The 23975-nt window shown below is 77.3% G+C and carries 19 protein-coding genes and 1 pseudogene; 13 read left to right on the top strand and 7 right to left on the bottom strand.

Annotated features, from left to right (window positions below):
- Positions 1-364: 364 nt before the first annotated feature.
- Positions 365-1339: an L-histidine N(alpha)-methyltransferase gene (gene egtD / locus ACOQFB_RS08930; RefSeq protein WP_059436857.1), complete on the bottom strand. Its 975-nt coding sequence runs from the start codon at positions 1337-1339 to the stop codon at positions 365-367.
- Positions 1336-2637 carry an ergothioneine biosynthesis protein EgtB gene (gene egtB, locus ACOQFB_RS08925; protein ID WP_421610321.1) on the bottom strand — a complete coding sequence of 434 codons (1302 nt, stop codon included), beginning with the start codon at positions 2635-2637 and terminating at the stop codon, positions 1336-1338. Before egtB ends, egtD begins: the two co-directional genes overlap by 4 nt.
- 194 nt (positions 2638-2831) lie before the next feature.
- On the opposite strand from egtB, the gene ACOQFB_RS08920 reads away from it, so the two are divergent.
- Positions 2832-4625 (top strand): MutS-related protein, encoded by a 1794-nt coding sequence (locus ACOQFB_RS08920; RefSeq protein ID WP_059436859.1) that lies wholly within the window; start codon positions 2832-2834, stop codon positions 4623-4625.
- Positions 4626-4634: 9 nt separating this feature from the next.
- Here ACOQFB_RS08920 and map read toward each other — a convergent pair whose 3' ends face one another.
- From map to ACOQFB_RS08900, 4 genes are all read right to left on the bottom strand, one after another.
- Positions 4635-5624: a type I methionyl aminopeptidase gene (map, locus tag ACOQFB_RS08915; protein WP_421610320.1), complete on the bottom strand. Its 990-nt coding sequence runs from the start codon at positions 5622-5624 to the stop codon at positions 4635-4637.
- A gap of 166 nt (positions 5625-5790) precedes the next feature.
- Positions 5791-6288 carry a hemerythrin domain-containing protein gene (locus ACOQFB_RS08910; protein ID WP_059436861.1) on the bottom strand — a complete coding sequence of 166 codons (498 nt, stop codon included), beginning with the start codon at positions 6286-6288 and terminating at the stop codon, positions 5791-5793.
- A gap of 127 nt (positions 6289-6415) precedes the next feature.
- Entirely contained in the window at positions 6416-8704 is a 2289-nt protein-coding gene (locus ACOQFB_RS08905; protein ID WP_059436862.1) for a nitric-oxide reductase large subunit, read from the bottom strand.
- Between the two features lie 33 nt (positions 8705-8737).
- Positions 8738-9343, bottom strand: a complete 606-nt coding sequence (locus ACOQFB_RS08900) for a hemerythrin domain-containing protein (RefSeq protein WP_059436863.1) — start codon at positions 9341-9343, stop codon at positions 8738-8740.
- Positions 9344-9537: 194 nt separating this feature from the next.
- Here ACOQFB_RS08900 and ACOQFB_RS08895 point away from each other — a divergent pair, with 194 nt between their 5' ends.
- Positions 9538-11094, top strand: a complete 1557-nt coding sequence (locus ACOQFB_RS08895; RefSeq protein ID WP_494492537.1) for a sigma 54-interacting transcriptional regulator — start codon at positions 9538-9540, stop codon at positions 11092-11094.
- A gap of 27 nt (positions 11095-11121) precedes the next feature.
- Here ACOQFB_RS08895 and metX read toward each other — a convergent pair whose 3' ends face one another.
- Positions 11122-13359, bottom strand: a complete 2238-nt coding sequence (metX, locus tag ACOQFB_RS08890; RefSeq protein WP_059436865.1) for a homoserine O-acetyltransferase MetX — start codon at positions 13357-13359, stop codon at positions 11122-11124.
- Between the two features lie 389 nt (positions 13360-13748).
- Here metX and ACOQFB_RS08885 point away from each other — a divergent pair, with 389 nt between their 5' ends.
- The 11 genes and pseudogenes from ACOQFB_RS08885 to ACOQFB_RS08835 all read left to right on the top strand — a co-directional run.
- Positions 13749-15005 carry a sigma-54 interaction domain-containing protein gene (locus ACOQFB_RS08885; protein ID WP_421610319.1) on the top strand — a complete coding sequence of 419 codons (1257 nt, stop codon included), beginning with the start codon at positions 13749-13751 and terminating at the stop codon, positions 15003-15005.
- Positions 15006-15011: 6 nt separating this feature from the next.
- Positions 15012-16328 carry a hypothetical protein gene (locus ACOQFB_RS08880; RefSeq protein ID WP_494492536.1) on the top strand — a complete coding sequence of 439 codons (1317 nt, stop codon included), beginning with the start codon at positions 15012-15014 and terminating at the stop codon, positions 16326-16328.
- A 37-nt stretch (positions 16329-16365) separates the two neighbouring features.
- On the top strand, positions 16366-16827 hold the full coding sequence (locus ACOQFB_RS08875; protein ID WP_059439595.1) for a flagellar basal body rod protein FlgB: 462 nt from the start codon (positions 16366-16368) through the stop codon (positions 16825-16827).
- Positions 16828-16841: 14 nt separating this feature from the next.
- Positions 16842-17264: a flagellar basal body rod protein FlgC gene (gene flgC, locus ACOQFB_RS08870; RefSeq protein ID WP_059439592.1), complete on the top strand. Its 423-nt coding sequence runs from the start codon at positions 16842-16844 to the stop codon at positions 17262-17264.
- 3 nt (positions 17265-17267) lie between these two features.
- The gene (gene fliE / locus ACOQFB_RS08865; protein ID WP_059439593.1) at positions 17268-17555 is read left to right on the top strand and encodes a flagellar hook-basal body complex protein FliE; all 288 of its coding nucleotides are present in this window, start codon (positions 17268-17270) and stop codon (positions 17553-17555) included.
- Positions 17556-17576: 21 nt separating this feature from the next.
- Positions 17577-19175 carry a flagellar basal-body MS-ring/collar protein FliF gene (gene fliF / locus ACOQFB_RS08860; protein WP_421611025.1) on the top strand — a complete coding sequence of 533 codons (1599 nt, stop codon included), beginning with the start codon at positions 17577-17579 and terminating at the stop codon, positions 19173-19175.
- On the top strand, positions 19168-20217 hold the full coding sequence (locus ACOQFB_RS08855; protein WP_421611024.1) for a flagellar motor switch protein FliG: 1050 nt from the start codon (positions 19168-19170) through the stop codon (positions 20215-20217). The genes fliF and ACOQFB_RS08855 overlap by 8 nt, the downstream gene beginning before the upstream one ends.
- 14 nt (positions 20218-20231) lie before the next feature.
- Positions 20232-20849 carry a FliH/SctL family protein gene (locus ACOQFB_RS08850; protein WP_421611023.1) on the top strand — a complete coding sequence of 206 codons (618 nt, stop codon included), beginning with the start codon at positions 20232-20234 and terminating at the stop codon, positions 20847-20849.
- Positions 20846-22204 carry a FliI/YscN family ATPase gene (locus ACOQFB_RS08845; RefSeq protein ID WP_421611022.1) on the top strand — a complete coding sequence of 453 codons (1359 nt, stop codon included), beginning with the start codon at positions 20846-20848 and terminating at the stop codon, positions 22202-22204. Before ACOQFB_RS08850 ends, ACOQFB_RS08845 begins: the two co-directional genes overlap by 4 nt.
- Positions 22197-22796 carry a magnesium transporter MgtE N-terminal domain-containing protein gene (locus ACOQFB_RS08840; protein WP_421611021.1) on the top strand — a complete coding sequence of 200 codons (600 nt, stop codon included), beginning with the start codon at positions 22197-22199 and terminating at the stop codon, positions 22794-22796. The genes ACOQFB_RS08845 and ACOQFB_RS08840 overlap by 8 nt, the downstream gene beginning before the upstream one ends.
- A pseudogene (locus ACOQFB_RS08835) lies at positions 22793-23800 on the top strand (flagellar hook-length control protein FliK); the annotation flags it as partial. The gene ACOQFB_RS08840 and the pseudogene ACOQFB_RS08835, both read left to right, overlap by 4 nt.
- Positions 23801-23975 lie beyond the last annotated feature (175 nt).

The raw sequence follows: 23975 nt of genomic DNA, 5'->3' as shown, positions 1-23975 counted from the left end.
ACAACGCATGCCACCCACCGCGGCGGATACGCCGACGCGAGCGTCCTCGCCGAGTTCGCGTTTCGACGTCGACCCATGGCGCGCACCGTGCGCGCCGGCTGCACTGCGGCCCACGCACGTTCCGCAGGACACGCTACGTGACGGATCGTCCAAAGCCAAGCAGCGCCCCCGGCGCCCGGACCGCGCGCCCGGCCGTGACCGAGCCGTCGTGAGCGCGCGCCCGCTCGCCCTTCGACGGGCTCAGGGCGAGCGGAACCTCATGCGCCGGGCGGTCCCGTTCTTCCTCCGCTCGTGGTGAGCCCGTCGAACCACGAGCGGAGAGGGCAGCCGTCACCGGCACCGAGCGAAGCGATCTGCCCCGCCCCTACCCCGCCCGCCGGTACAGCCGCATCGAGAACCAGGCGCGGTCGTCGGCCCAGGCGCGCTCGAGCTGCCAGCCGGCGATGGCGGCGAGCGTGTCGAACGCGCGCGGCTCCCACTTGTACGCGCTCTCGGTGTGGATGGTCTCGCCCTCGCGGAACGTGAACGGGGCGCCGGCCACGTGGACGACCTGCGCCTGCAGGCTCTCGAGGTGCATCTCGACGCGCGACAGGCGCGGGTCCCACAGCGAGCGGTGCCGGAACTGCGAGAGGCGGAAGTCGCCCTCCAGCTCGCGGTCGATCCGGGCGAGCAGGTTCAGGTCGAACGCGGCGGTGATCCCGCGGGCGTCGTCGTAGGCGCGCTCCAGCGTGCCGGCGTCCTTGGGCAGGTCGAGGCCGAGCAGCAGCCCGCCGCCGGGGCCGGCGTCGCGCGCCATGCGGCGCAGGAGGGCCACCGCCTCGGGCGGATCGAAGTTGCCGATGGTGGACCCGGGGAAGAACGCCAGGCGGCGCGCGCACGGCAGGTCGAGGCCGGGCAGCGCCATCGGCTCGGTGAAGTCCGCCACGACGGGCCGCACCGGCAGGCCGGGGAAGCGCGCCTCGAGCTGCCGCGCCGCCTCGGCGAGCGCCTCGCCGGCGATGTCCACCGGCACGAACGCGGCCGGCCGGTCCAGCGCGGCGAGCAGGAGCTGCGTCTTCCGCCCCGAGCCGACGCCGTACTCGAACACCAGCGCGTCCGGGCCGATCGCCTCGCCGACCTCCGGCGCGTGGCGCTCCAGGATCCGCAGCTCGGTGCGCGCCGGGTAGTACTCCGGCTGCTCGCAGATGAGCTCGTACAGCGCCGAGCCGCGCGCGTCGTACAGCCACTTCGGCGGGATGCCCTTCCGCGGCGCCGCCAGGCCGCGCAGCACGTCGTCCAGGAACCGGTCCGCCTCCGTCCGCTGCGCGATCCCGCTCTCCGCCTCTCCCAGTCCGATCACAGATCCCTCGCGAGCCGGACGCCGGTGAACTGCCACCGGGCGTCCGGGTGGAAGAAGTTGCGGTAGCTCGCGCGCAGGTGGCGCCGCGGCGACGCGCAGGACCCTCCGCGCAGCACCTGCTGCCCCACCATGAACTTCCCGTTGTACTCGCCCAGCGCGCCCGCGGCCGGGCGGTACCCCGGGTACGGACCGTACGCGCTCGCGGTCCACTCCCAGACGTCGCCGAGCAGCTGGCGCGCCCCGCGACCCGGCGTGGCGGCCGCGGGGTGGAGCCGGCCGTCCTCGGCGAAGGTGCCGTCGCCGCCCTCGCACGCCTGGGCGTGCGCCTCCCACTCCGCCTCGGTGGGGAGGCGCGCGCCGGCGAAGCGCGCGTACGCGTCGGCCTCGTACCAGGAGACGTGCGCGACCGCCTCGGCCGGATCGAGCGGCCGTGCTCCACCCAGCGTGAACTGGAGCCAGCCGTCGCCGTCCGGGATCCAGTGCAGCGGCGCGGTCCACCCGTGCCGGTGCACCGCGTCCCAGCCCTCCGACATCCACAGGTCGGGCCGGCGGTAGCCGTCGGCGTCGATGAACTCCAGCCACTCGCCGCAGGTCACCGGGCGCGTGGCGAGCGCGTGCGGCGGCACCAGCGCGGCGTGGCGCGGCCGCTCGTGGTCGAACGCGAAGCCCTCGGCGCCGGCGCCCAGCTCCACGCGGCCGCCGGGGTGCCCCAGCCAGCCGAGGCGCGGCGCCGGCCCGGACGCGGGCGGCGGCGGGGCGGGCGCGTAGGCGGGCCGGAGCGGGCTCGCCGAGAACGCGTGCTTCAGGTCGGTGAGCAGGAGCTCCTGGTGCTGCTCCTCGTGCGCGATCCCCAGCTCCACCACGTCCAGCAGCGCCGGGTCGCGGGCGCGCGCGAGCGCCGCGTCGAGCCGCGCGTCGATCTCGGCGCGGTACCGGTGCACCTCCTCGAGCGGCGGCCGCGAGAGCAGGCCGCGCTCCGGCCGCGGCTGCCGCGGGCCCAGGGCCTCGTAGTAGGAGTTGAACAGGTAGCCGTACGCAGGGTCGAACGGGCGATGCGCCCGCTCGGCGCGCGCCAGCACGAACGTCTCGAAGAACCAGGTGGTGTGGCCGAGGTGCCACTTGGCCGGGCTCGCGTCCGGCATCGACTGCAGCATCGCGTCCTCGGGGCTGAGCCGCGCGGCCAGCGCGCCCGTGGCCCGGCGCACCTCGGCCGCGCGTGCGCGCAAGCCGGCGGCGCGGGCGTCCACCGCGCGCTCGCCCTCCCCCGGGGCGGTCCGGCGGGCTTGCGGTCCGGGCACGCCAGGAAACCTCTCCACGCGGACGGGGCGCCGCAACGGAATCGACGCTGCGGTCGCCTCCCGCCGGAGGGAGGCGACCAGCCACCGCCGCGAATGCGCAGGTGCCGTCTCGCAGGGGTGCAGCCGGACGCGCCGGACCAGGGCAGCCGATCGCACGACACGGACGGGGAGGTCCGGGGTACCTTCGCCCCGACATGAACGACCCGTCCGTACTCCTCCGCTCGCGCCTCGCCGAGCGCGCCGCCCGCGTGGCCCGGCTCGACCGCGCCGACGCCTGGGTCGCGCACGCGCGCCTCGCGGTCGCGATCGCCGCGATCGCGACGGCGGTGCTGGTGTTCGGCACCCACGCGCTCACGGCGGGCTGGCTCGCCCTCCCCGCGGCGGCGTTCGTCGCGCTGGTCGTCGTCCACGATCGCGTGTTCCACGCCCGCGCCCGGGCGCGCCGAGCGGTCGCCTTCCACGAGGCCGCGCTCGAGCGCATCGCGGGGCGCTTCGCCGGCCACGGGACCGCCGGGGAGCGCTTCGCCGATCCGGCCCACCCGTACGCCGAGGACCTCGACCTCTTCGGCGCCGGGTCGCTGTTCGAGCTCCTCTGCGCCGCCCGGACGCGCGCCGGCGAGGACCGGCTCGCCGCGTGGCTGCGCGCCCCCGCCGACGCCGCCGAGGTGCGGGCCCGCCAGGCCGCGGTCCAGGAGCTGGCGCCGCGCCTCGACCTTCGCGAGGACCTCGCCGTCCTGGGCGAGGCCGTGCGCGCCGCGGTGGAGCCGGCCCGGCTGGCCGCGTGGGGCGAGGCGCCGCGGCTGCTCCCGGCCTTCGTGGTGCCCGCGGCGCTCGCGCTGGCCGCCGCGGCGGTGGCGACCGCCTGGGCCTGGGGCGCGGGCTACGGGCCGGTGCCGTTCCTCGCGGCGCTGCTGGCGGGCTGGGCGTTCGGCCGCGCGCTGCGCGGGACCATCGCGGGCGTGCTGGGCGGCGTGGGGCGGCCGGCGGCGGAGCTGCGGGTGCTGGCGCTGCTGCTGGCGCGGCTCGAGCGCGAGCCGTTCACCGGCCCGAGGCTCCTGCGGCTCCAGGAGATGCTCGGGGCCGGATCGAAGGACGGCGGCCGTGCCTCGGCGCGCATCGCCCGCCTCGAGCGGCTGGCCTCGCGGGTGGAGTGGGCGCACAACCAGGCCTTCGCGCCGGTGGCGTTCGCGCTGCAGTGGACGCCGCTCCACGCGGCGCTGGTCGAGCGCTGGCGCGCGGCGCACGGCGGCGCGGTGCGCGGCTGGCTGGAGGCGGTGGCCGACCTCGAGGCGCTCTCCTCGCTGGCGGGCTACGCGTTCGAGCACCCGGCGGACGCGTTCCCGGAGGTGCTCGACCCGGACGCCTCGCCCCGCGCGCGGCTCGACGGCGACGGGCTCCGCCACCCGCTGCTCGCGGCCGCGGTCGCGAACGACGTGCGCCTGGGCGGCGACGCGCCGGCGGTGCTGCTCGTCTCCGGCTCGAACATGTCCGGGAAGAGCACGTACCTCCGCACGGTCGGCGTGAACGTGGTGCTGGCGCTCGCCGGCGCGCCGGTGCGGGCGGCGCGGCTGCGCCTCACGCCGGTGCAGCTCGGCGCCACGCTGCGCATCCAGGACTCGCTCCAGGCCGGCAAGTCGCGCTTCTACGCGGAGATCACCCGCCTGAAGCAGCTCATGGACCTCGCCGGCGGGCGCTTCCCGCTGCTGTTCCTGCTCGACGAGATCCTGCACGGCACGAACAGCCACGACCGGCGCATCGGCGCCGAGGCGGTGGTGCGCGGGCTGGTGGCGCGCGGCGCGCTCGGGCTCGTGACCACGCACGACCTCGCGCTCACCGAGCTCGCCGGCCAGGACGGCGCGCTCGGCAACGCGCACTTCGAGGACCAGGTGCAGGGCGGCGAGATCGCGTTCGACTACCGGCTGCGGCCGGGCGTGGTCGGCCACTCCAACGCCCTCGCGCTCATGCGCGCGGTCGGCCTGAAGGTGTGAGCGAACCGCTCACTCCTCGACGGTGAGCACCTCGACGCCGTCCTCGGTCACCGCCACGGTGTGCTCGAACTGCGCCGAGCGCTTCCCGTCCGCGGTCACGGCGGTCCAGCCGTCGTCCCAGAGCAGGTCCTCCCAGGTGCCCTCGGTGATCATGGGCTCGATGGTGAAGGTGAGCCCGGGCTCCATCACCCGCTTCAGCGACGGGTCGTAGTGGTGCGCGATCTGGAGCGAGGTGTGGAAGCTCTCGCCGATGCCGTGGCCGCAGTACGAGCGCACCACCCCGTAGCCCAGCCGCGAGGCGTGGGCCTCGATGGCCTTGCCGATGTCGGAGATGGGCCGGCCCGGCTTCACCACCGCGATGCCCTTGGCCAGGCAGTCCTGCGCCGCCTGGACCAGCCGCCGCCCCTCCGCGTCCACGTTCCCGACCAGGAAGGTGGCCGAGCAGTCCGCGTGCATGCCCTCGCGGAACACGGTGATGTCGAGGTTGACGATGTCGCCGTCCTCGAGCGGCCGGCTGTCGGGGATGCCGTGGCAGATGACCTCGTTCACCGAGGTGCAGATGGCCTTGGGGAAGCCGCGGTAGTTGAGCGGGCTCGGGTAGGCGCCGAGCCGGAGCGTCTCCTCGTGGGCGATCTCGTCCAGCGCGTCGGTGGTGATGCCCGGCCGCACCGCCTCGCCGGCGACGCGCAGCACGCGCGCGGCCGCCCGGCAGGCGCGGCGCAGGCGCGCCAGCTCGTCCGGCGTCTTCACGTCCTTGCCCTGGGCCCGCGGCCGGCCGCTGACGGCGTAGTCCGGGCGGGCGATGGTCGCGGGCACGGCGCGGCGGGGCGAGACCACGCCGGGCGCGAGCGGACGCCGGCCGTTCCGCGCGGGCGACCCCTGCAGCGCGCCGCGCGAGTCCGCGTCGAGGTGGCACTTCTTGTACTTCTGCCCGCTGCCGCACCAGCAGGGGTCGTTCCGCCCCGGCCTCGCGTGCGCCGCCAGCTCCGATCCGCTCACCGCACGACCTCCGTCCGGCCCAGGGCTCGAACGGCCCAGGTCGTCGGGTGTTTGTAAGGGAATCACCCGTCCCGGGCAACAGCGCGCCCGCGCCGTGCGGGGCGCGCGAGGCCCGCCGCGGCGCGGGCGGCGCGCGACGCGGCGGGCGGCCCGACGCAGCGCCGCGCTAGATGGGCGCCGGCTCGTCGGTCTGGTCGGGGATGGCCGCGGACGGCTGCCCCTCCTCCTCCAGCTCCTCCACCAGCTTCTGCATGCGGCTGCCCATCTCGTCGAGCTGCTCCGCCGAGCAGGCCTTCTTCACCTTCGGGAACAGCTGCTTCTCCTCCTCCTCGACGTGGTGCTCGACCTGCTCCTTCAGCACCGACATCCGCGCGTCGAGCTGCGGATCGTCCAGGCTCGACGCGAGGATCTCCGCCAGCAGGCGCTTCACCGACAGGTGCTCCTCCACCGACTCGCGCAGCAGATCCTCCGCGTCCTCGGCCGCCTCCTTGGCCTCCGGGTAGAAGATCCGCTCCTCGATCGTCGCGTGCACCGCGAGCGCGTCGGCGATCTCGCGGCAGGTCCGCTCCCGGGTCTTCCTCGCGCCCTCCCCGGCGGCCTCGAACTCCTCGAACAGCTCGTCCACCTCACGGTGCTGCTGCTTCAGCATCTCGATGGCGTTCACGGCGCCTCCTTTCCCGGAGACTCTGGTCACCGCGGACGCGAACGGCCGGGGGCGGGCCGGAAGGATCCGGTCCCACCCCCGGCCGTCCCGGGGAGGAGCACTCGACGGCCCGGAGGCCGCCCGCCGCCTACGCGGCCTTGCGCACGGTGGCCGCCTCGCCGCCGGCGGGGTCGGCGCGGCGCAGCTTCACGTCGAGCACGATGGCGCGGACCACGAAGCCGAGGAGCGCCAGCGCGCCGCCCACGAAGACCAGGTCGGGCAGCACGCGGGCCCAGGTGACCGCGTGGATGAAGGCGCTGCCGGTGACCTCGGGGCTGCGCGCGTACCAGAGGCCCTCGCGCACCGCGATGACGAGCTGGTAGATGCCGGCGGGCAGCAGCGAGAGGACGATCATGCCCGCCAGGCCGGCGTTGAGGCCCCAGAACGCGACCTTGAGGAGCCGGTCGCTCCAGGCCGCGGTCCGCACGATGTTGCGCATCGAGAAGAGCATGAGCGCGATGGCGAGGAAGCCGTACACGCCGAACAGCGCGCCGTGCGAGTGGATGGGCGTCGTGTTCAGGCCCTGCGCGTAGTAGAGGACGATGGGCGGGTTGATGAGGAAGCCCAGCACGCCCGCGCCCACCGCGTTCCAGAACGCCACCGCCACGAAGAAGTAGAGCGGCCACTTCCACGGGGTGGCGTTGCCGCCGCTGCGGGCGAGCTTCAGGTTCTCGTACACCTCGAAGCCGAGCAGCGTGAGCGGGACGATCTCGAGCGCGGAGAACGTGGCGCCGAGCGCGGTGATGAACAGCGGCGAGCCGGTGAAGTACAGGTGGTGGAAGGTGCCGATGATGCCGGCGCCCAGGTACAGCAGGATGGAGAAGTGCGTGGCGCGCGTCGCCGACCGCTCACCCACCGCGCCGATCTTCGAGAGGATGAAGGCGAGCGCGACGGTGGCGAACACCTCGAAGAAGTTCTCCACCCACAGGTGCACCACCCACCAGCGCCAGTAGTCGGCGACGGCGATGTGCGTGCCCGGCGTGTAGAACAGGCCCACCGAGTAGAACAGCGGGATGGAGACCGACGCGTAGAGCAGCAGGTGGGTGAGGCCGCCGCGGTCCTGCTCGGCCTTCAGCGCCGGCTTGATGGCGCGGTACACCAGGAACAGCCACAGCAGCATGCCGGCGATGAGCGCCACCTGCCACACGCGGCCGAGCTCGATGTACTCGTAGCCCTGGTTGCCGACGAGCCAGCCGTTCGGGCCGGAGAGCTTGCCGCGCACGCCCAGGTAGGTCCCGGCGAGCGCGCCGACCACGACCACCACCAGCGCGCCGAGCAGCGTCCAGACGAGCGCCTTCTGCCCCTTCGGCTCGTGCCCGCCGGCGACGGCCGGGCCGATGAACAGGCCGGTGGCGAGCCAGCAGGTGGCGATCCAGAACACCGCGAGCTGCAGGTGCCAGCCGCGGGTGGCGGCGTACGGGAGCAGCATGCCGAGGTCGATGCCGAACAGCTTGTTGCCCTCGACGGCGAAGTGGCCGGTGAGCGAGCCGAGCGCGGCCTGCAGGATGAAGAGGACGATGGCGACGGCGAAGTACGGCAGCGCGGCGCGCTGGCTGGGCGTGGGCTTCGGCTCCTGCAGCGGCGCGATCTTGACGTGGTGCTCGGGGTCCTTCGCGCGCATCCGCAGGTAGTAGAAGATCGCGAGGGCGGTGCCGAGGATGAGCAGCACCATCGAGACGATCGACCAGACCAGCGACGAGGGCAGCGGGCCGTTGCCGACCAGCGGGTCGAACGGGAAGTTCGCGGTGTAGGTGAACGTCTCGCCGGGCCGGTTGGTGCCGGCGGCCCAGGCGGTCCAGAAGAAGAACGCGGTGATGGCCTTCGCGTCGGCCGCGTCCGGCACGAAGCCCGCGGGGATCGACATGGGGTCGTTCCCGTCGCGGAACAGCTGCGTGTAGTACGCCACCAGCGCGGGGTACGCCGCGACCTGGCCGGGCGACAGCGTCAGCGTGTCGGTGGCGGGGTCGTAGCGGTTCTCGCGCAGCTCCGCGGCCACCTCGGCCTCGACGCGGCCGCGCTCACCGGCGGGCAGCGCCGTGAGGTCCGCCTGCGTGAACCGCGCGGCGTCGGCGGGCGCGAGGCCGTGCTTCAGGCCGGCGGTGACGAGGCCGGTGCGGTGGAGCGCGTCGGCCGACCAGTCGGGCGCGAGGTACGCGCCGTGGCCCCACACGGAGCCGGTCTGCTGGCCGCCGCGGGACAGGTACTGGCGCTGGCCGAGCGCGACGTCCTCGGCGGTGAACACCACCTCGCCCGACGGCGCGACCGCGCGGGCGGGGATGGGCGGCTTGTGCTTCGAGATCTGCGCACCGCCGAAGATGAGGACGGTGAAGCAGGCGACGATGACGAACAGCGAGACTGCGCGGGCCTTCGGGCTCATGTCGGACGTCTCTCCTGTTGCGTGGAAGGGGGGTTAGCCGGCGCAGCCGAAGCGCGGCGGGGACGGCTGGACGCCGGGGTGGATGGAGCCGGCGTGGCGGCGGATCAGCTCCTCGGCCAGCGCGTGGTAGCGCTCGTGCGCGCCGGCGCCGGTGCGCGCCGCCTCGAAGCGCTCGCAGGCCTCGCCCACCTCCGCCATCACCTCGGGCGGCAGGTGCTGCTCGGCCATCGGGTAGAGGATCGCGTCCTCCTTGTGGATGTGCGCGTGGAGCAGGCCGGAGTAGCCGTGCGCGGCCGCCTCGACCTCCTGGAGGTCGGCGGCGCTCCAGGGCGCGTCCTGCGCGGCCTTCTCGGCCATGGCGCGGATGAGCGCGCGGCCCTGGTCGTGCTCGTGGAGCATGACCGCGATGGGCCCGCCGTTCGACGGGAACCCGTGCTCGGTCATGGTGCGGAAGAGGATGTCCTCCTCCTTGCCGTGGTGGCAGCCGTCGGCGAACTCGCGGAGGAACGTGACGAAGCGCCCCAGCTCCTCCTTCTCCGTCGCCCCCTTCCGGCGGAGCTCCTCGGCGAAGCCCACCAGGGCGTCGCACACCTGCTCGATCACCCGGTGCTCGCCCATCAACGTCTCGATCGCATCCATCGTTCGGCCTCTCTTCCGGCGGCACCGCCGGTGCTTTGCTCCCGCGCGTGACACTCAGCAAGATGCCTGCCGAACTCGATATTGCGGAAATCACGGGCGTTTCCTGGCCAGCGCCCCCTGAGGCACCGATCGACCGTTGCCTTCTCCACCGATATTTCGGTAGACACCGTTCCATGGTTGGAACCGGGCTCCCCGTGGTCGGACAGGACGACGTGCACCGCCGGATCGTCGAGGAGGCGATCGAGCTGGTGCTCTCCACCGTCGATCTCCAGGCCGTGCTCGAGCGCACGGGACGGCTCCTGCGCCGCCACTTCGGCGAGACGCGCGTGGCCATCAACCGGCTCTCGTCGGAGGACCCGACGCGCGCCGAGGTGGTGCTGGTCTCGGACCCCCGCCAGCCCTCGCCCGAGGTGGGCACCTCGTTCCCGCTGGCCGGCTCCGCCGCGGGCGAGGCGCTCGCGAAGCGGCTGCCGTGCGTGGTGGACCCGCTGCGCCCGCGCGAGCCGCGCTGGCGCGAGGAGCCGCTGCTCGCCGCGTACGGCTACGGCTCGCTCGTCTCGTTCCCGCTCGTCTTCGAGAACGAGCTGCTCGGGACGCTCGACATCGCGCACCCGCCGGCGGAGGGGCTGCTCGACTGCTGCTTCGAGGTGGCGCGGCAGGTGGCGCACCTGGTGGCCATCGCGCTCCACAACAGCCTCATGGTCGAGGAGGTGCAGCGCCTGAACCGGCTGCTCGGCCGCGAGAACGCCCTCCTCAAGGAGGAGATCCGCCAGATCAAGCGCGACTCGCGCTACGTGGCCGAGAGCGAGGGGATGCGCGCGGTGGTGGAGCGGGTGCGCCTGGTGGCGCCGTCCACCACCACCGTGCTGGTGCGCGGCGAGACCGGCACCGGCAAGGAGGGCCTGGCGCGGATGGTCCACGAGTTCAGCCCGCGCTTCAACGCGCCGTTCGTGGCCGCGAACCTCGGCGCCATCCCCGAGGGGCTCATCGAGAGCGAGCTGTTCGGGCACGAGAAGGGCGCGTTCACCGGCGCCACCCGCCGCCGCGCCGGCCGCTTCGAGCAGGCCGACGGCGGCACGCTGTTCCTCGACGAGGTCGGCGACGCGCCGCCCAGCGTGCAGGTGCGGCTGCTGCGCGTCCTGCAGGAGCGCGTGGTGGAGCGGGTCGGCGGCACCGAGCCGGTGAAGGTGGACGTGCGCGTCATCGCCGCGACCAACCGCAACCTGGAGGAGATGGTCGCGCGCGGCACGTTCCGCGCCGACCTCTACTACCGGCTGGCGGTGTTCCCGATCGAGCTGCCGCCGCTCCGCGAGCGGCGCGAGGACGTCCGGCCGCTCGGGACGTACTTCCTCGCGAAGCAGGCGGCGCTCATGCACCGCCGCCCGCCGCGCGTGGGCGAGGACGTGTGGCGCGCGCTCGAGGCCTACGGCTGGCCGGGCAACGTGCGCGAGCTGGAGAACTTCCTGCAGCGCGCGCTGATCCTCTCGCCCGGCCAGGACCTCTCGCTGCCGGCGCTGCCCACCGCCGCGGCGCTGGCCTCCCCGGCCGCCGCGGCCGCCGCGGAGCCGGCCGCGCCCGGCCGCTTCGACGACGAGGTCCGCGAGCTGATCGAGCGCGCGCTGGCGCACGCCGGCGGGCGCGTCTACGGCCCGGGCGGCGCCGCCGCGCTGCTCGGCCTGCGCCCGACCACGCTGCAGGGGAAGATGAAGAAGTACGGCGTGGGCGCCCCGGGCCGGCCGACCGGCACGTAGCCCGCGCCGCGCGCCGGCGCCGCGCGGCTACCGCGCCCCGCGCCCGCTCGTGATCCGGAAGATCTCGGCGATCACGCCGCCGGCGGTGTTCGCGCCGCCCACCCCCGCGCCCTGCACCACCAGCGGCCGCTCGGCGTGGCGGGCGGTGGTGAACGCGACGTGGGCCTCGACGCCCACCAGCCGCGCCAGCGGGTGATCGAGCGCCACCGCCTCCGGCCCGACCCGCGCCTCGACCCGGCCGCCCTCCCCGACCGCCACGCGCGCCACGTAGCGCAGGACCTTGCCCTCGCGGCGCAGCCGCTCGACCTGCGCGGCCATCGCCTCGTCGTGCCCGCGCAGTGCCGCGATGAGCGCGTCGGGCGTGCCGGGCGCGAGCAGCGCCGGCGGCACGAACGGCTCGACCTCGACGTCCTCCAGCGCCAGCGTCGCGCCCAGCTCGCGCGCCAGGATGAGCGCCTTGCGGGCGGAGTCCACGCCGGACAGGTCGTCGCGCGGGTCGGCCTCGCAGTAGCCGAGCCCCATGGCCCAGCGCGCCGCCAGCGACAGCGGCGTCCCGCGCGCGAGCTCGGTGCAGAGGTAGCCCAGCGTGCCCGACAGCGAGCCCTCGACGCGCTGCACCCGGTCGCCGGTCCGGACCAGGCGCCGCAGCGTCCCGATCACCGGCAGGCTCGCGCCCACCGCGGTGTCGTAGTGCCAGTGGCGGTGGTGCTGGCGGCGCGCGGCCCGCAGCGCCTCCAGCCGCCGGGGCGCGACCGCCAGGGGCCGCTTGTTGGAGGCGATGACGTCGATGCCGCGCCGGAACGCCTGCTCGTAGACGTCCTCCATGCCGTCGGCCGCGGTGAGGTCCACCAGCACCGGCCGCGGGAGCGCCGCGAGCCGGTCGAGCAGGGCCGGCGCCGAGTGCGGGTCCACCGGGCCGGTGGCCGGGGCGGCGGAGAGCGCCTCCTCCCAGCGCGCCAGGTCCAGGCCGCGCGGGTCGAGCACGGTGGCCCGCGTGTCCGCCACGCCCACCACCCGCAGCAGCACGTCGTAGTCGCGCTCCAGCTCGGTGCGCTGCACCCGGATCTGCTCGAGCAGCTCGCGCCCGACCTTGCCCTTCCCGAGCACGAGCAGCGACAGGCCGCGCTCGGCGAAGGCCTGCTCGCCCGGCGCGGCGGGCGCCGCCGCGGCGGCGGCGACGGGGCGGCCCCGGAAGTCGGCCACCATCTCGTTCAGCCGGTCCACGTCGATGAGGAACGCGTCGTGCCCGTGCGGCGAGTCCATCACCGCCAGCCGCGCGCCCGGGACCAGCATGGCCACCTCGCGCTGCTCCCAGGGCCAGTAGAGGACGTCCGAGTCGATCGACACCACCAGCGTCGGCTGCCGGACGCCGCGCAGGACCTCCTCGAAGTCGCCGCGGCCGCGGGACACGTCGTGCGTGTCCATGGCGCGGGTGAGCGTGACGTAGGTGGCCGGGTCGAAGCGGTCCACCAGCTGCTTGCCCTGGTAGCGGAGGTAGCTCTCGACCGCGAACAGGTCCTCGGTCTGCGGCCGGCGCCCGAAGCGCTCCTCGAAGGACGGCTGGCTCCGGTAGGACAGCATCGCCATCATCCGCGCAGCGCCCAGGCCGGCCACCGGCGGGTGGTCGGCGTCGTAGCGCCCGTCCTTCCAGCGCGGGTCGGCGTAGATGGCCTGCCGCTGCGCCTCGGAGAGCCCGATGCACCAGGCCGAGTGGCGCGCGGTCGAGGCCACGAACACCACCGACTCGACCAGCTCGGGGTAGAGCAGCGCCCACTCCAGCACCTGCATGCCGCCCAGCGAGCCGCCGACCGCCATGCGGACGCGGCGCACGCCGAGCCCGTCGATCAGGGCGCGCTGCACGCGCACCATGTCGCGGATGGTGATGGCCGGGAACGCGCCGTGCCACGGCGCGCCGGTGGCCGGGTCGATCGAGGTCGGCCCGGTGGTGCCGTAGCAGCTCCCCAGGATGTTGGAGCAGACGATGAAGTCGCGCCCGGGGTCGAGCGCGCGGCCCGGGCCGAACATCTGCGTCCACCACAGGTCGGCGTCGGCCGAGCCGGTCAGCGCGTGGCAGACCACCACCGCGTTGCCGCCGTCGGCGTCGAGCGTCCCCCAGGTGCGGTACCCGACCGTCACGCCCGGCAGCGCGCCGCCCAGCTCCAGCGGGAACGGGCCGGGGATCTGGAACGAGCGGGTCTCCGGGGAGACGAAGGCGGCGCGCCCGGCGGCCGCGGTCGCGCCGGCGCTGCCGTTGCGGTGGGTCATGGAGCGCGGAGGGTATCGGCGGCCGATCGGGGGTGTCAAGGCGGCGGCGGCCCGCCGCCGCGCACGCGGCGACGGCCGGGGACGGTCGGCGCGCGCGGCGCGCTCGAGCGGCCGCCGCCGCCTGCACCGCGAGTCGATGACACGCGCCCGGCGGACTCGGCGCGGCCCCGCCGCCGCGACCCCCCGGGTGGCCGGCGCTGCGCCGATTTCATGGTGGAGGGTGGCCACCGCACGCCGGGTGAAGCATCACCCCCCGAAGGGCGCGCCGCGCCCGGCGCGATCGCGCGGGAAACGCCTGACGCCCGGGACCTGACGCGTTGGCCCCGACCTTGCTCTGGCGCCAGCCGAGCGACGCGCCTCCCAGCGTCGCACGGGAGGAAGCCATCGCCATGACGACGAACGCCAGCCACGGGCCGGACGCAGCGCCGCAGGATCACCACCACGGCCTGGTGTTCGGGCCCGGCAGCCCGCTCGGCGCGCTGGTGCGGACCTGCGAGCGCATCGCGCGCAGCGAGGCGACGGTGCTGCTCACGGGCGAGACCGGCACGGGCAAGGAGGTGTTCGCCCGCGCCATCCACGCGAGCAGCCCGCGCGCGAGCCGGCCCCTCGTCCCGGTGAACTGCGGCGCCATCCCCGAGGCGCTGCTCGAGAGCGAGCTGTTCGGCCACGTGCGCGGCGCGTTCACCGGCGCGATGGCGTCGCGGCGCGGGCGCGTGGCGGCCGCCGAGGGCGGCACGCTGTTCCTGGACGAGGTCGGCGAGCTCCCGCTGGCGCTCCAGGTGAAGCTGCTGCGCGTGCTGCAGGAGCGCACCTACGAGCCGGTGGGCTCCACCGAGGCGGTCCCCGCCGACTTCCGCCTGGTCGCCGCGACGAACCGCGATCTCTCCGCCGAGGTGACCGCCGGCCGCTTCCGCCGCGACCTCTACTACCGCCTGCTGGTCTGCCCGCTGGAGATCCCACCGCTCCGCGCCCGGAAGGGCGACGCGCTGCGCCTGTTCCAGCACTTCTGGGCCGCGCGCGGCGAGCGTCGTCCCATCGAGCCCGCGGTGGCGGAGGCGCTCACCGCGTACGACTGGCCGGGCAACGTCCGCGAGCTGGAGAACCTGGTCGAGCGGCTCTCGGTCTGCGCCGAGGGCTCCGTCATCCGCGCGGCCGACCTCCCCATCGCGCTGCGCTGCCGGCGCGCCAACGACGCGACGCGCGCGCTCGCCGTCCCCGGCGCCTCTGCCCCGGAGGCCGCGGCCGTCCCGGCGGTCCCGGCCGCCGTCACCCTCCCGGCGCCGGCCCCGGAGCCGGTCCCGTCCGGCGACGCGCCCAGCACCGCCGCCGAGGTCGCGCCCCTCACCGCCGGCGCACCCTTCGCGTTCGGCGAGGGGATCGACCCGGCGCTGCTGCGCGCGCTCACCACCGAGGACGCGCCCCCGCCTGCCGAGCCGAGCTTCGCCGCGGGCCGGCCGGTGGACCTCCCGGGCCTGCTGCGCCGGCTGGAGGACGCGTACATCACGGCCGCGCTGGCCCGCACCGGCGGCAACAAGAAGGCGGCGGCCGACCTGCTCGGCCTGCAGCGCACCACGCTCGTCGAGAAGCTGCGCCGCCGCAGCCGCGAGGCGGGCAGCACGCCGCTCGCCCACGCCGCCCAGGCCTGAGGGCGCGTGACGGCCCCCGCCGCGCTCCTGGCGCTCGCCCTCGCGGCGCCGCCCCCGCTCGCGCTCACCGTCTCGGCCGAGCGCATCGCGCTCCCGGCCGCGGCCGCCCCGGTGCGACTCGAGGCCCGCCCGCTGGAGCACAGGGTGTCGCTGCGCGTGCCGGCCGCCGCGACGGCGGCGCTGGCCCGCCGCCTGCGCGGCGCGTCGCGGCTCTGCCCGGCGGTGGACGCCGGGCCGGGCGAGGTGGTGCTGCGCTGCACCGCGCGCTGGGTCCGCGCCGCCGTGGTCGAGGGCGTCCCCGGCCCGTCGCTGGAGCTGTTCGAGCTGTCGGTCCCGCCCTGGCGCCCGGAGGAGGAGGGGCCGCCGCTGGTCCCGTTCGACGGGGCGGCGCTGGGACTCGGCCCCTGCCCCGGCGAGCGGCCCGCCGCGCGCGGCGAGTGCGCGCTCGCCGCCGGCGACCTCGCGGCGGCGCGCGCCGCGTTCGAGGAGGCGCTCGCCGCCGGGGCATCGGCGCACGCCCAGCTCCGCCTCGGCGACCTCGACCTGCGCGACGACCGCCCCGCCGCGGCGGTGGAGCGCTGGCGCCGCGCGCGCGCCGAGGCGCCGTGGGGCCGGCTCGCGGCGGAGCGGCTGTGCGAGCTCGAGCCGGGGTGCCTCGCCGCGGGCGGGCGGGCCGCCGTGTTCGACGCGCTCGCGGTGGAGCGGCCGCTGCGGGCCGACCTCGTCCTGCGGCGCATCCGGCTCCGCGCGCTCGCGGGCGATCTGGGCGGCGCGGCCCGCGCGGTCGCCGACGACTCGCGCCCCGGCGGCGCGTGCGCCGCGGCGGCGGCCTGGTGCCGGCACGTGCTCCTCGTGGCCCTCCGCCAGCCCGGCGCGGACGGGGCGGCCGCGCTCGCCGCCTACCTGGACGTGCCGGGGCGCGCCGACGGGCCGCTGGCGCTGGAGCTGGCGCGCGCCGCCGCCGATCGCGCGCTGCAGGCGGGCGCGCCGCGCTTCGCCGCCGCGCTGCTGGCGGGCCAGACCGGCCGCGTGCCGAAGGACGAGCTCGCCGATCACCTGCGGCGCGTGGTGGAGCTGTACGCCGCCGCCGGCGACGCGGTGCGCGGCCGGGAGGTGGCGCGGTTCGCGCGCACCCGCCTCCCCGCCGCCGAGCTGGCGCGCCCGGCCTGGCGGGCCGCGCTCGCCGCGCTGCGCCCGGCGCCGCCCGCGGCCCCGGCGCCGGCGCCGGCCGCGCCCCCGCCCGCCGACGACCCGGACCTCCGCGCCGCGCGCGCCGCGGTGGAGGCGGCCCGGCTCGGCGCCGCCCCGGCGACGCGCCCCTGACGCGACGCCGGGCACGGCGCTCGCAAAGGGAGCCGGCATGAGGATCTTCGACGCCACGCTCTCGACGCTGGAACGCGCGCTCGACGTCCGGCTGGCCCGGCAGACCGTGCTCGGCGGCGACCTCGCCAACGCCAACACGCCCGGCTTCACGCCGCTCGACCTCGACTTCCGCGCCGCCATGGCCGCCGCGCCCGCGCCCGGCCCGGCCGCGCCCGCGGCCCCTCCGCCGGCCGTGGCGGCGCGCCCGGGCGACATCCCCCTGACGCTCGCCGCGGTGATGACGACGGACGCCGTCGCGCCGCCGCCCGGCCCCGCGGCGCCGGAGCGCTTCGTGGCGGAGGTGCCGGGCGCCGCGCCGGGGCTCGACGGCAACGCGGTGGACCTCGACCGCACCACCGCCGCGATCGCCGAGAACGCCATCCAGTACGGCGCCGCCGCCCGGGCCGCCGCCAAGAAGCTCGCCATCCTCCGCTACGTCGCCTCCGACGGCGCGGCCTAGCGCCGGGAGCCGCCATGGACTTCCTCTCCGCCCTGAACGTCAGCGCCTCCGGCCTCGCCGCCGAGCGCGTCCGCGTCAACCTCGCCGCCTCCAACCTGGCGAACGCCGAGACCACCCGCGGCCCGGACGGCCGGCCGTACCGCCGGCTCGACCCGGTGCTCGAGGCGGTGCCGTTCGACGCCGCGCTGGGCGCGGCCGGCCCGTCGCCGTCGGGCGTGCGGGTCGCCGCCATCGCAGAGGGCGACGGCCCCGGGCGCCGCGTGTTCAGCCCGGCCCACCCGGACGCGGACGCCGACGGCTTCGTGACGCTCCCGGACGTCAACCCGGTGCACGAGATCGTGAACCTCATGTCGGCGCAGAAGGCCTACGAGGCGAACGCCACCGCGGTGGACACGCTCAAGACGATGGCGCAGCGCGCCCTCGAGATCGCGAGGTAGGCCATGGACGGCATCCGCGGCATCGGCCCGGCCCTCTTCCAGCCCGCGGCGGCGCCGGCGGCGCGGCCGGAGGGCGGCGCCTTCGGACGCGCGCTCGGCGAGGCGCTGGCGCAGGCCGAGGCGCTGCAGGGCGCGGCCGACGCGCAGGCCGCGCGCTCCGCGCTCGGCGAGGGCAACCTGCACGAGACCGCGCTCGCGCTGGAGAAGGCCGACGTGGCGATGCGGGTCGCGACCCGCGTCCGCAACAAGCTCGTCGAGGCCTACCAGGAAGTCATGCGGATGAGCGTGTAGCGCCGCGCCCCGGACCCGTCCATGGAGCCCCTCCTCAAGCAGCTCCGCGAGCTCCCGCGCCTCCTCGGCGCCCTCCCCGGCGGCCTGAAGGTGGTGCTGGTGGCGGGCGCGATCGCGGCCATCGGCGTCGCCGCGCTGACCGCGGTTCGCTCCTCCGAGGCGTACCAGTACGCCTTCACCAACCTCACGCCGGAGGACTCGACGGAGGCGGCCGCCGCGCTCGGCGCGGCCGGCGTGCCCTACCGGCTGGAGGCGGGCGGCTCGGCGCTGGCGGTGCCCGCGTCGCGCGTGTACGACGCGCGCCTGCTGCTGGCCGGCGCCGGCCTGCCGCGCGGCGGCGGCGTGGGGTTCGAGATCTTCGACCGCGGCGACCTGGGCGTCTCCGAGTTCACGCAGAAGGTGAACCTGCGCCGCGCCACCGAGGGCGAGCTGGCGCGCACCATCTCGCGCCTCGCGCAGGTCCGCTCCGCGCGCGTGCACCTCACCCTGCCGGAGAAGGGGCTCTACCGCGACCAGGACCGCCCCGCGGCGGCGGCGGTGGTGGTGAACCTGCAGCCGGGCCGCGCGCTCGACCAGCGCGAGATCTCCGGCATCCGGCACCTCGTGTCCTCCGCGGTGCCCGGACTGGCCCCGGCGGGCGTGTCGGTGGTGGACGGCCGCGGCGAGGTCCTCTCCGACGAGGGCCCGCTGGGCGAGGCCATGGGCTACCAGCGCCGGATGGAGCGCGACCTGGAGCGGCGCATCGTGGACCTGCTCGGCCAGGCGGTGGGTGCGGGCGCGGTGGTGGCGCGCGTGACCGCCTCGCTGGACCAGACCGAGGTCCAGAGCAGCGCCCAGGTCCTCGATCCCGACTCGGCCACGCTGCGGAGCGAGCGCAAGCTCACCCAGCAGTCGTCGAGCGACGGCACGGGGCCGGCCGGCGTGGCCGGCGCCGCCGCCAACCAGCCGCTCGCGCCGCCGGCCCCGGCGACCGGCGGCCGCGGGCGCAGCAGCGCCTCCACCGAGGACCAGACCCGCAACTACGACGTCTCCACCACCACCACCACCTCGGTGGCGCGCGTGCCGCGCCTGGAGCGGCTCTCGGTGGCGGTGCTGGTGGACGGCGCCGGCGGGCAGCCCCGCCCCGACGCCGAGATCGCGCGGCTGGGCGAGCTGGCCAAGCGCGCGGTGGGCTTCGACGCCGACCGCGGCGACACCTTCGAGATCTCCTCGTCGCCGTTCGTGCGCGCCGAGGAGCCCGCCCCGCCCCCGGCGCCGCCGCCCACGCTGCTGGAGCGGCCTGCGATCCGGTGGGGCGCGCTCGGCGCAGGCGCGCTGCTCGCGCTCGCGGTCCTCGCGCTGGCGCTGCGCCGCCGCGCGCCCGCCGCGCCCGAGGCGCTGCCCTTCCGCCCCGGCGCCCGCGTCGCCGAGATCGAGGCGGCGCTGGCCCGCGACGCCGCGCTGCCCGGGGCGCCGGCGCCCCGGCCCGCCGCCCTGGCCGACCCCTCCGCCACGCTGCGCGACCGCGCCCGCGACCTCGCCGGCCAGGATCCCACCCGCACCGCCCACCTCCTGAAGGCCTGGATCGCCCAGGAGCCGGGCCAGCCCGTCCAGCCCGAGCGGAGCAACGCCGATGCCTGACCTCGCCCCCGCCCCACCCTCCCCGCCGCCCGCGCCCGCCCCGGAGCGCCCCGGCCCCGGCGCGCAGCGCGCCGCCGCGGTGCTGCTGGGCGTCGGCCCGGAGGTCGCCGGCGCGGTGTTCAAGCTGCTCGGCGAGGCCGAGCTGCGCCGCATCGCGCTCGGCGCCAAGGCGCTCCGCGCCCGCGGCCCGAAGGCCATCACCGAGGCGCTGGAGCAGTTCGTCACCAGCATGGAGACGGTGGGCGGCGACGCGGCCGCCGGCGACGACCTGCTGCGCGAGGTGGCGGAGCGCGCGCTCGGCGCCGACGCGGCCCGGCGCGCCTTCGACGGCGTGGTCCCGCCGCCCCCGCCGGACGAGGTGCTCGGCCCGGTCTCGCAGGCCGATCCGGAGGCGCTCGCCATGGTGCTGCAGCGCGAGCAGCCGCAGACCGTGGCGCTGGTGCTCTCGTCGCTCGATGGGCCCCGCGCCGTGGGGGTGATGGAGCGGCTGCCGGAGAAGCTCCGGCCGGACGTGCTCCGCCGCATGGCCACCATCGAGTCGGTGGCGCCGGAGGTGCTCCGCGAGGTGGGCCAGGCGCTCTCCTCCGAGCTGAGGGCGGTGGTGGCGGGCGGGATGCGCAAGGTGGACGGCAAGGCCACCGCGCTCGAGATCCTGCGCCGCTCGCCGCCGCAGGAGCAGGCGCAGGTGCTCGGCGAGATCGAGCGCGACGACGCGCAGCTCGCCGGCGAGCTCCGGGGCCGGCTGTTCACCTTCGGCGACCTGGTCGGCCTGGCCGATCGCGACCTGCAGCTCCTGCTGCGCGAGATCGACGGGCAGCGGCTCACCGTCGCGCTGAAGGGCGCCACCGCCGAGCTGCGCGACCGCTTCCTGCAGAACCTCTCGGCCCGCGCGGCCGAGATGCTCGCCGACGACCTCGCGGCCATGGGCCCGGTGAAGCTCGCCTCGGTGGAGGCGGCGCAGCAGGAGATCGCCAAGGCGGCCCAGGAGCTCGCGCAGGAGGGCCGCATCACCATCGTCAACCCCGCCGAGAAGATGCTCTAGCCAGGTCCTTCGCCATGACCGGCACGCCCAGACCTCCCGCCTTCCTCGCCGCGCGCCCCGCTGCCCCCGCGGTGCGGACCGCGCCGTTCGCGGTGGCCGCCGCCCCGCCGGCCGAGCCGCCCGCGCCGCGCCCGGCCGAGCCGCGGGCCGCGCCGGAGCCGCCGCCCGCGGCCGAGGCGCCCGCGCTGGAGGCGCTGCGCGCCGAGGCGCTCGAGCGCGTGGCCCACGCGGTCGAGGTGCTCCGGCTGCAGGCCGCCCGCCTCGCCGAGCAGGCGCGCACCGACGCGCTGGAGGTCGGCTTCCAGGTGGCGCGGCGCATCCTGGAGGCGGAGGTGGCCACCTCGCCCGACGCGCTGTTCGCGCTGGTGCGCTCGGCCCTGCGCAAGGCGGGAGGGTCGCGCCGGGTGACGGTGCGGCTGCACCCCGACGACGTGCCGCGGGTCGCCCCGGCCGCCGCCGCCGAGGCCGCCGGGCTCTCGGCCGCGGCCATCGAGCTCGTCGGCGACGCGTCGCTCGAGCGCGGCGACTGCCTGGTGGACACCGACTTCGGCCGGGTGGACGGGCGCCTCCGCACGCGGCTCGAGGAGCTGCACCGCGCCGCCGTGGCGGCCGCCGAGGAGGAGGTCGCGTGACGCTCGTGGATCGCGACGCCCTCGCCCGCGCGCTCGCCGCCGCGGATCCCACCCCGCTCACCGGGACCGTGGTGCGCGCGGCCGGGCTGCTCGTGGAGGCGCTGCTCCCGCAGGTGCCGGTGGGGACGGCCTGCGAGATCCACGCGCAGGACGGCGCGGTGGTGCTCGCGGAGGTGATCGGGTTCCAGGGCGGCACGGCGCGCCTCATGCCGCTGTCCGGGATCCAGGGCGTGGCGGAGGGCTGCGCGGTGGTGCCGCGCGCCAGCGCCGATCGGATCCCGGTGGGCGAGGCGCTGCTCGGGCGCGTGGTGGACGCGTCGCTCCGCCCGGTGGACGGCGGTCCGGTGCCCATGCTGCGGCAGCGCACCGCCCTGCACGCGTCGCCGCCGCCCGCGCTCACGCGGCGGCGGGTGGAGCGGCCCGTGCCGCTCGGCATCCGCGCGGTGGACGCGTGCCTCACCGTCGGCGAGGGCCAGCGCCTGGCGGTGATGGCCGGGCCGGGCGTGGGCAAGAGCGTGCTCCTCGGCATGCTGGCGCGCTCCGCCACCGCCGACGTCGTGGTGGTCGGCCTCATCGGCGAGCGGGGCCGCGAGGTGCGCGAGTTCGTGGAGCGCGACCTCGGGCCGGGCCTGGCGCGCGCGGTGGTGGTGGTGGCCACCAGCGACGCCTCGCCGCTCGAGCGGCTCCGCGCCGCCATGGCGGCGACGGCCGCCGCCGAGTGGTTCCGCGGGCGCGGCCTCCGGGTCCTCCTGCTGGTGGACTCGCTCTCGCGCGTGGCGCAGGCGCAGCGCGAGATCGGCCTCGCCGCGGGCGAGCCGCCCACCACCCGCGGCTACCCCCCGTCGGCGTTCGCCATCCTGCCGCGGCTGGTCGAGCGCGCCGGCAACGACGCCGGCCCGGGCAGCATCACCGCGTTCTACACCGTGCTGGCCGAGGGCGACGACCACGCCGGCGATCCCATCGCCGACGCCGCGCGCGCCACGCTGGACGGCCACCTGGTGCTCTCGCGCCGCCTGGCGGAGTCGGGCCACTTCCCGGCCATCGACGTGCTCGCGTCGGTGTCGCGCGTGATGAACGACGTCGTCCCGCCCGAGCACCGGGCGCTGGCCCGCGAGGCGCGCGAGGTGCTCGCGGCGCACCGCGAGGCCGCCGACCTCGTGGAGGTGGGCGCCTACGCCGCCGGCTCAAACCCGCGCGTCGACCGCGCGCTCCGCTGCATCGAGGCGCTCCGGACGTTCCTCCGGCAGGACCCGGCGGAGCGGACGCCGATGCCCGAGGCGCTGGAGCGCCTGGCGCGCCTGCTCTCCCCGCCCGCGCCCGCGCCGGCCGCGAGGAAGGAGGCCGCACATGGCTAGCCTCGCCGTCCTCTGCCTCGCCGCGGCGCTGCTCGCCGCGGACGCGCCCGCTCCCCCCGCAGCTCCGCCTGCGCCGGCCGCGGCCGCACCCGCGACGCCCTCCGCCACGGCGCCGGTGCCGCCCGCGCTCTCCGGGCGCGCGCTCGGCGAGGAGCTGCAGCGCGCCGCGCGCGACCGGCGCGTCGAGCAGGCGGCGCTGGCGCAGGAGCGGCAGCGCCTCGAGGCGCTCGCCGCCGACATCGAGCGCGCCCGCGCGGCGCTCCGCGAGGAGACCGCCCGCCTGCAGGCGCTGGCCGCGGCCGCCTCCAAGGCCCCGGCGCCGCCGGAGGCACCGCGCGCGCCCGCCGCGCGCCCCACCGGCCTCCGCCCCGGCGCGAAGCCACCGCCCACGCCCGCGGCGCTCGCGGCGCGCACCGTCCGCAACCTGCGCCCGGAGCAGGCCGCCGCGATGCTCGCCCACCTGGACCGCGGCGCGGCCGCCGCCATCCTGCGGGAGATGCGCCCGGCCGACGCCGCCGCCGTGGTGGACCGGATGGCGCCCGACGCCGGCGCCGAGCTGCTCACCCTGCTCGCCCGGAGCCCCGCGCCATGATCGCCGCACCGGTCCACCCCGGCACATCGACCGCCGCCGCCGAGCCGCGCCCGGCGCAGACCGACGCCGCGGGGTCGCCGTTCGAGGACGCGCTCCGCGCCGCCCACCCCGCGGCCGAGCGCGCCGCCCGCGCCGCCGGCGGCACCGTCGCGGGCGGCCCGGGGCACGCGGCGCCCGCGACCGGCCGCCGGCGCGTGGACGACGCCGCCCCGGGGTCCGACGGCGGCGCGCTCGCGCCCGCGGCGCTGGCGGCGCAGGCCGCGCTGGCGGCCGCCGCGCACGCCGGCGCGCCCCGCCCGTCCCCTGCGCCCCGCGCTCCGTCCCAGGCGAGCGCCCGAGGCGACCGCGCCGGCGCGGTGCCCGGCATGGGCGGCCCGGCAACCACCTCGAGCCCGGAGGCGGGCGCACCGCGCCGCGCCGCGTCCCGGACGCCCGGCGGCGCGCAGGCCGAACGGGGACACGCGTCCGCCACCGGATTGCGCCCCGCGCCCCCGCGCCCGCACCCCGCGGGCCGTCGCGCGCCCGGCGCAGGCCCGTCCGCCGCGGGCGCGGCGGGCACGCCCGGCGGCAGCCCCGTGCACGCCGCGGTCGTCGCGCGGCTCGCCGACGCCGAGACCGGGATCCCGGCTGCCCGCGACGCCCGCGGCGGCCGCCCCCGCGGCCCGGGCGCGCCCGCCGAGCCCGAGCCGGCGCACCGGCGCGCCCCCGCACCCGCGGACGCCGGCGCGGGCGCCGGCCCGGTGGGCGGCCAGGGCGCCACCCCGCGCGCCCCGGATGCCGGGGCCGCGGCCCGCGCCGAGGCCCCGCGCGCGCCCCTTCCCCCGCTCCCGCCCGAGCCCGCCGAGCCCGCGGTGGCGGGCGCGCTGCTCCCGTCCGCCGCCCACCTGCGGGTCCGCTCCGACGCGCTCGGCGACCTGGCGCTGCACCTGCGGATCGCCGATGGGGCGGCGCACGTGCGCGTGGAGACCGCCGCCGCGGCCGCGCTCGAGGCGCGCGCCCCCGAGCTCGCGCGCGCGCTCGCCGCGGAGGGGCTCGGCCTCGCCCGGCTCGAGGTGGAGCCGCGCGGCGCCGCGCCCGCGCCGGCCGCGGGTCCCGTCGAGCAGCGCTCCGGCCAGGCCGCGACCGGCGGCGGCTCCGGCGGCGGCTCCGGAGGCCGCGAGCCCGGGCGCGAGCCGGCCG

This window comes from Anaeromyxobacter sp. Red801 (genome assembly GCF_049201065.2).
GTDB lineage: Bacteria > Myxococcota > Myxococcia > Myxococcales > Anaeromyxobacteraceae > Anaeromyxobacter.
This window is presented reverse-complemented; position numbering and strand designations above follow the sequence as displayed.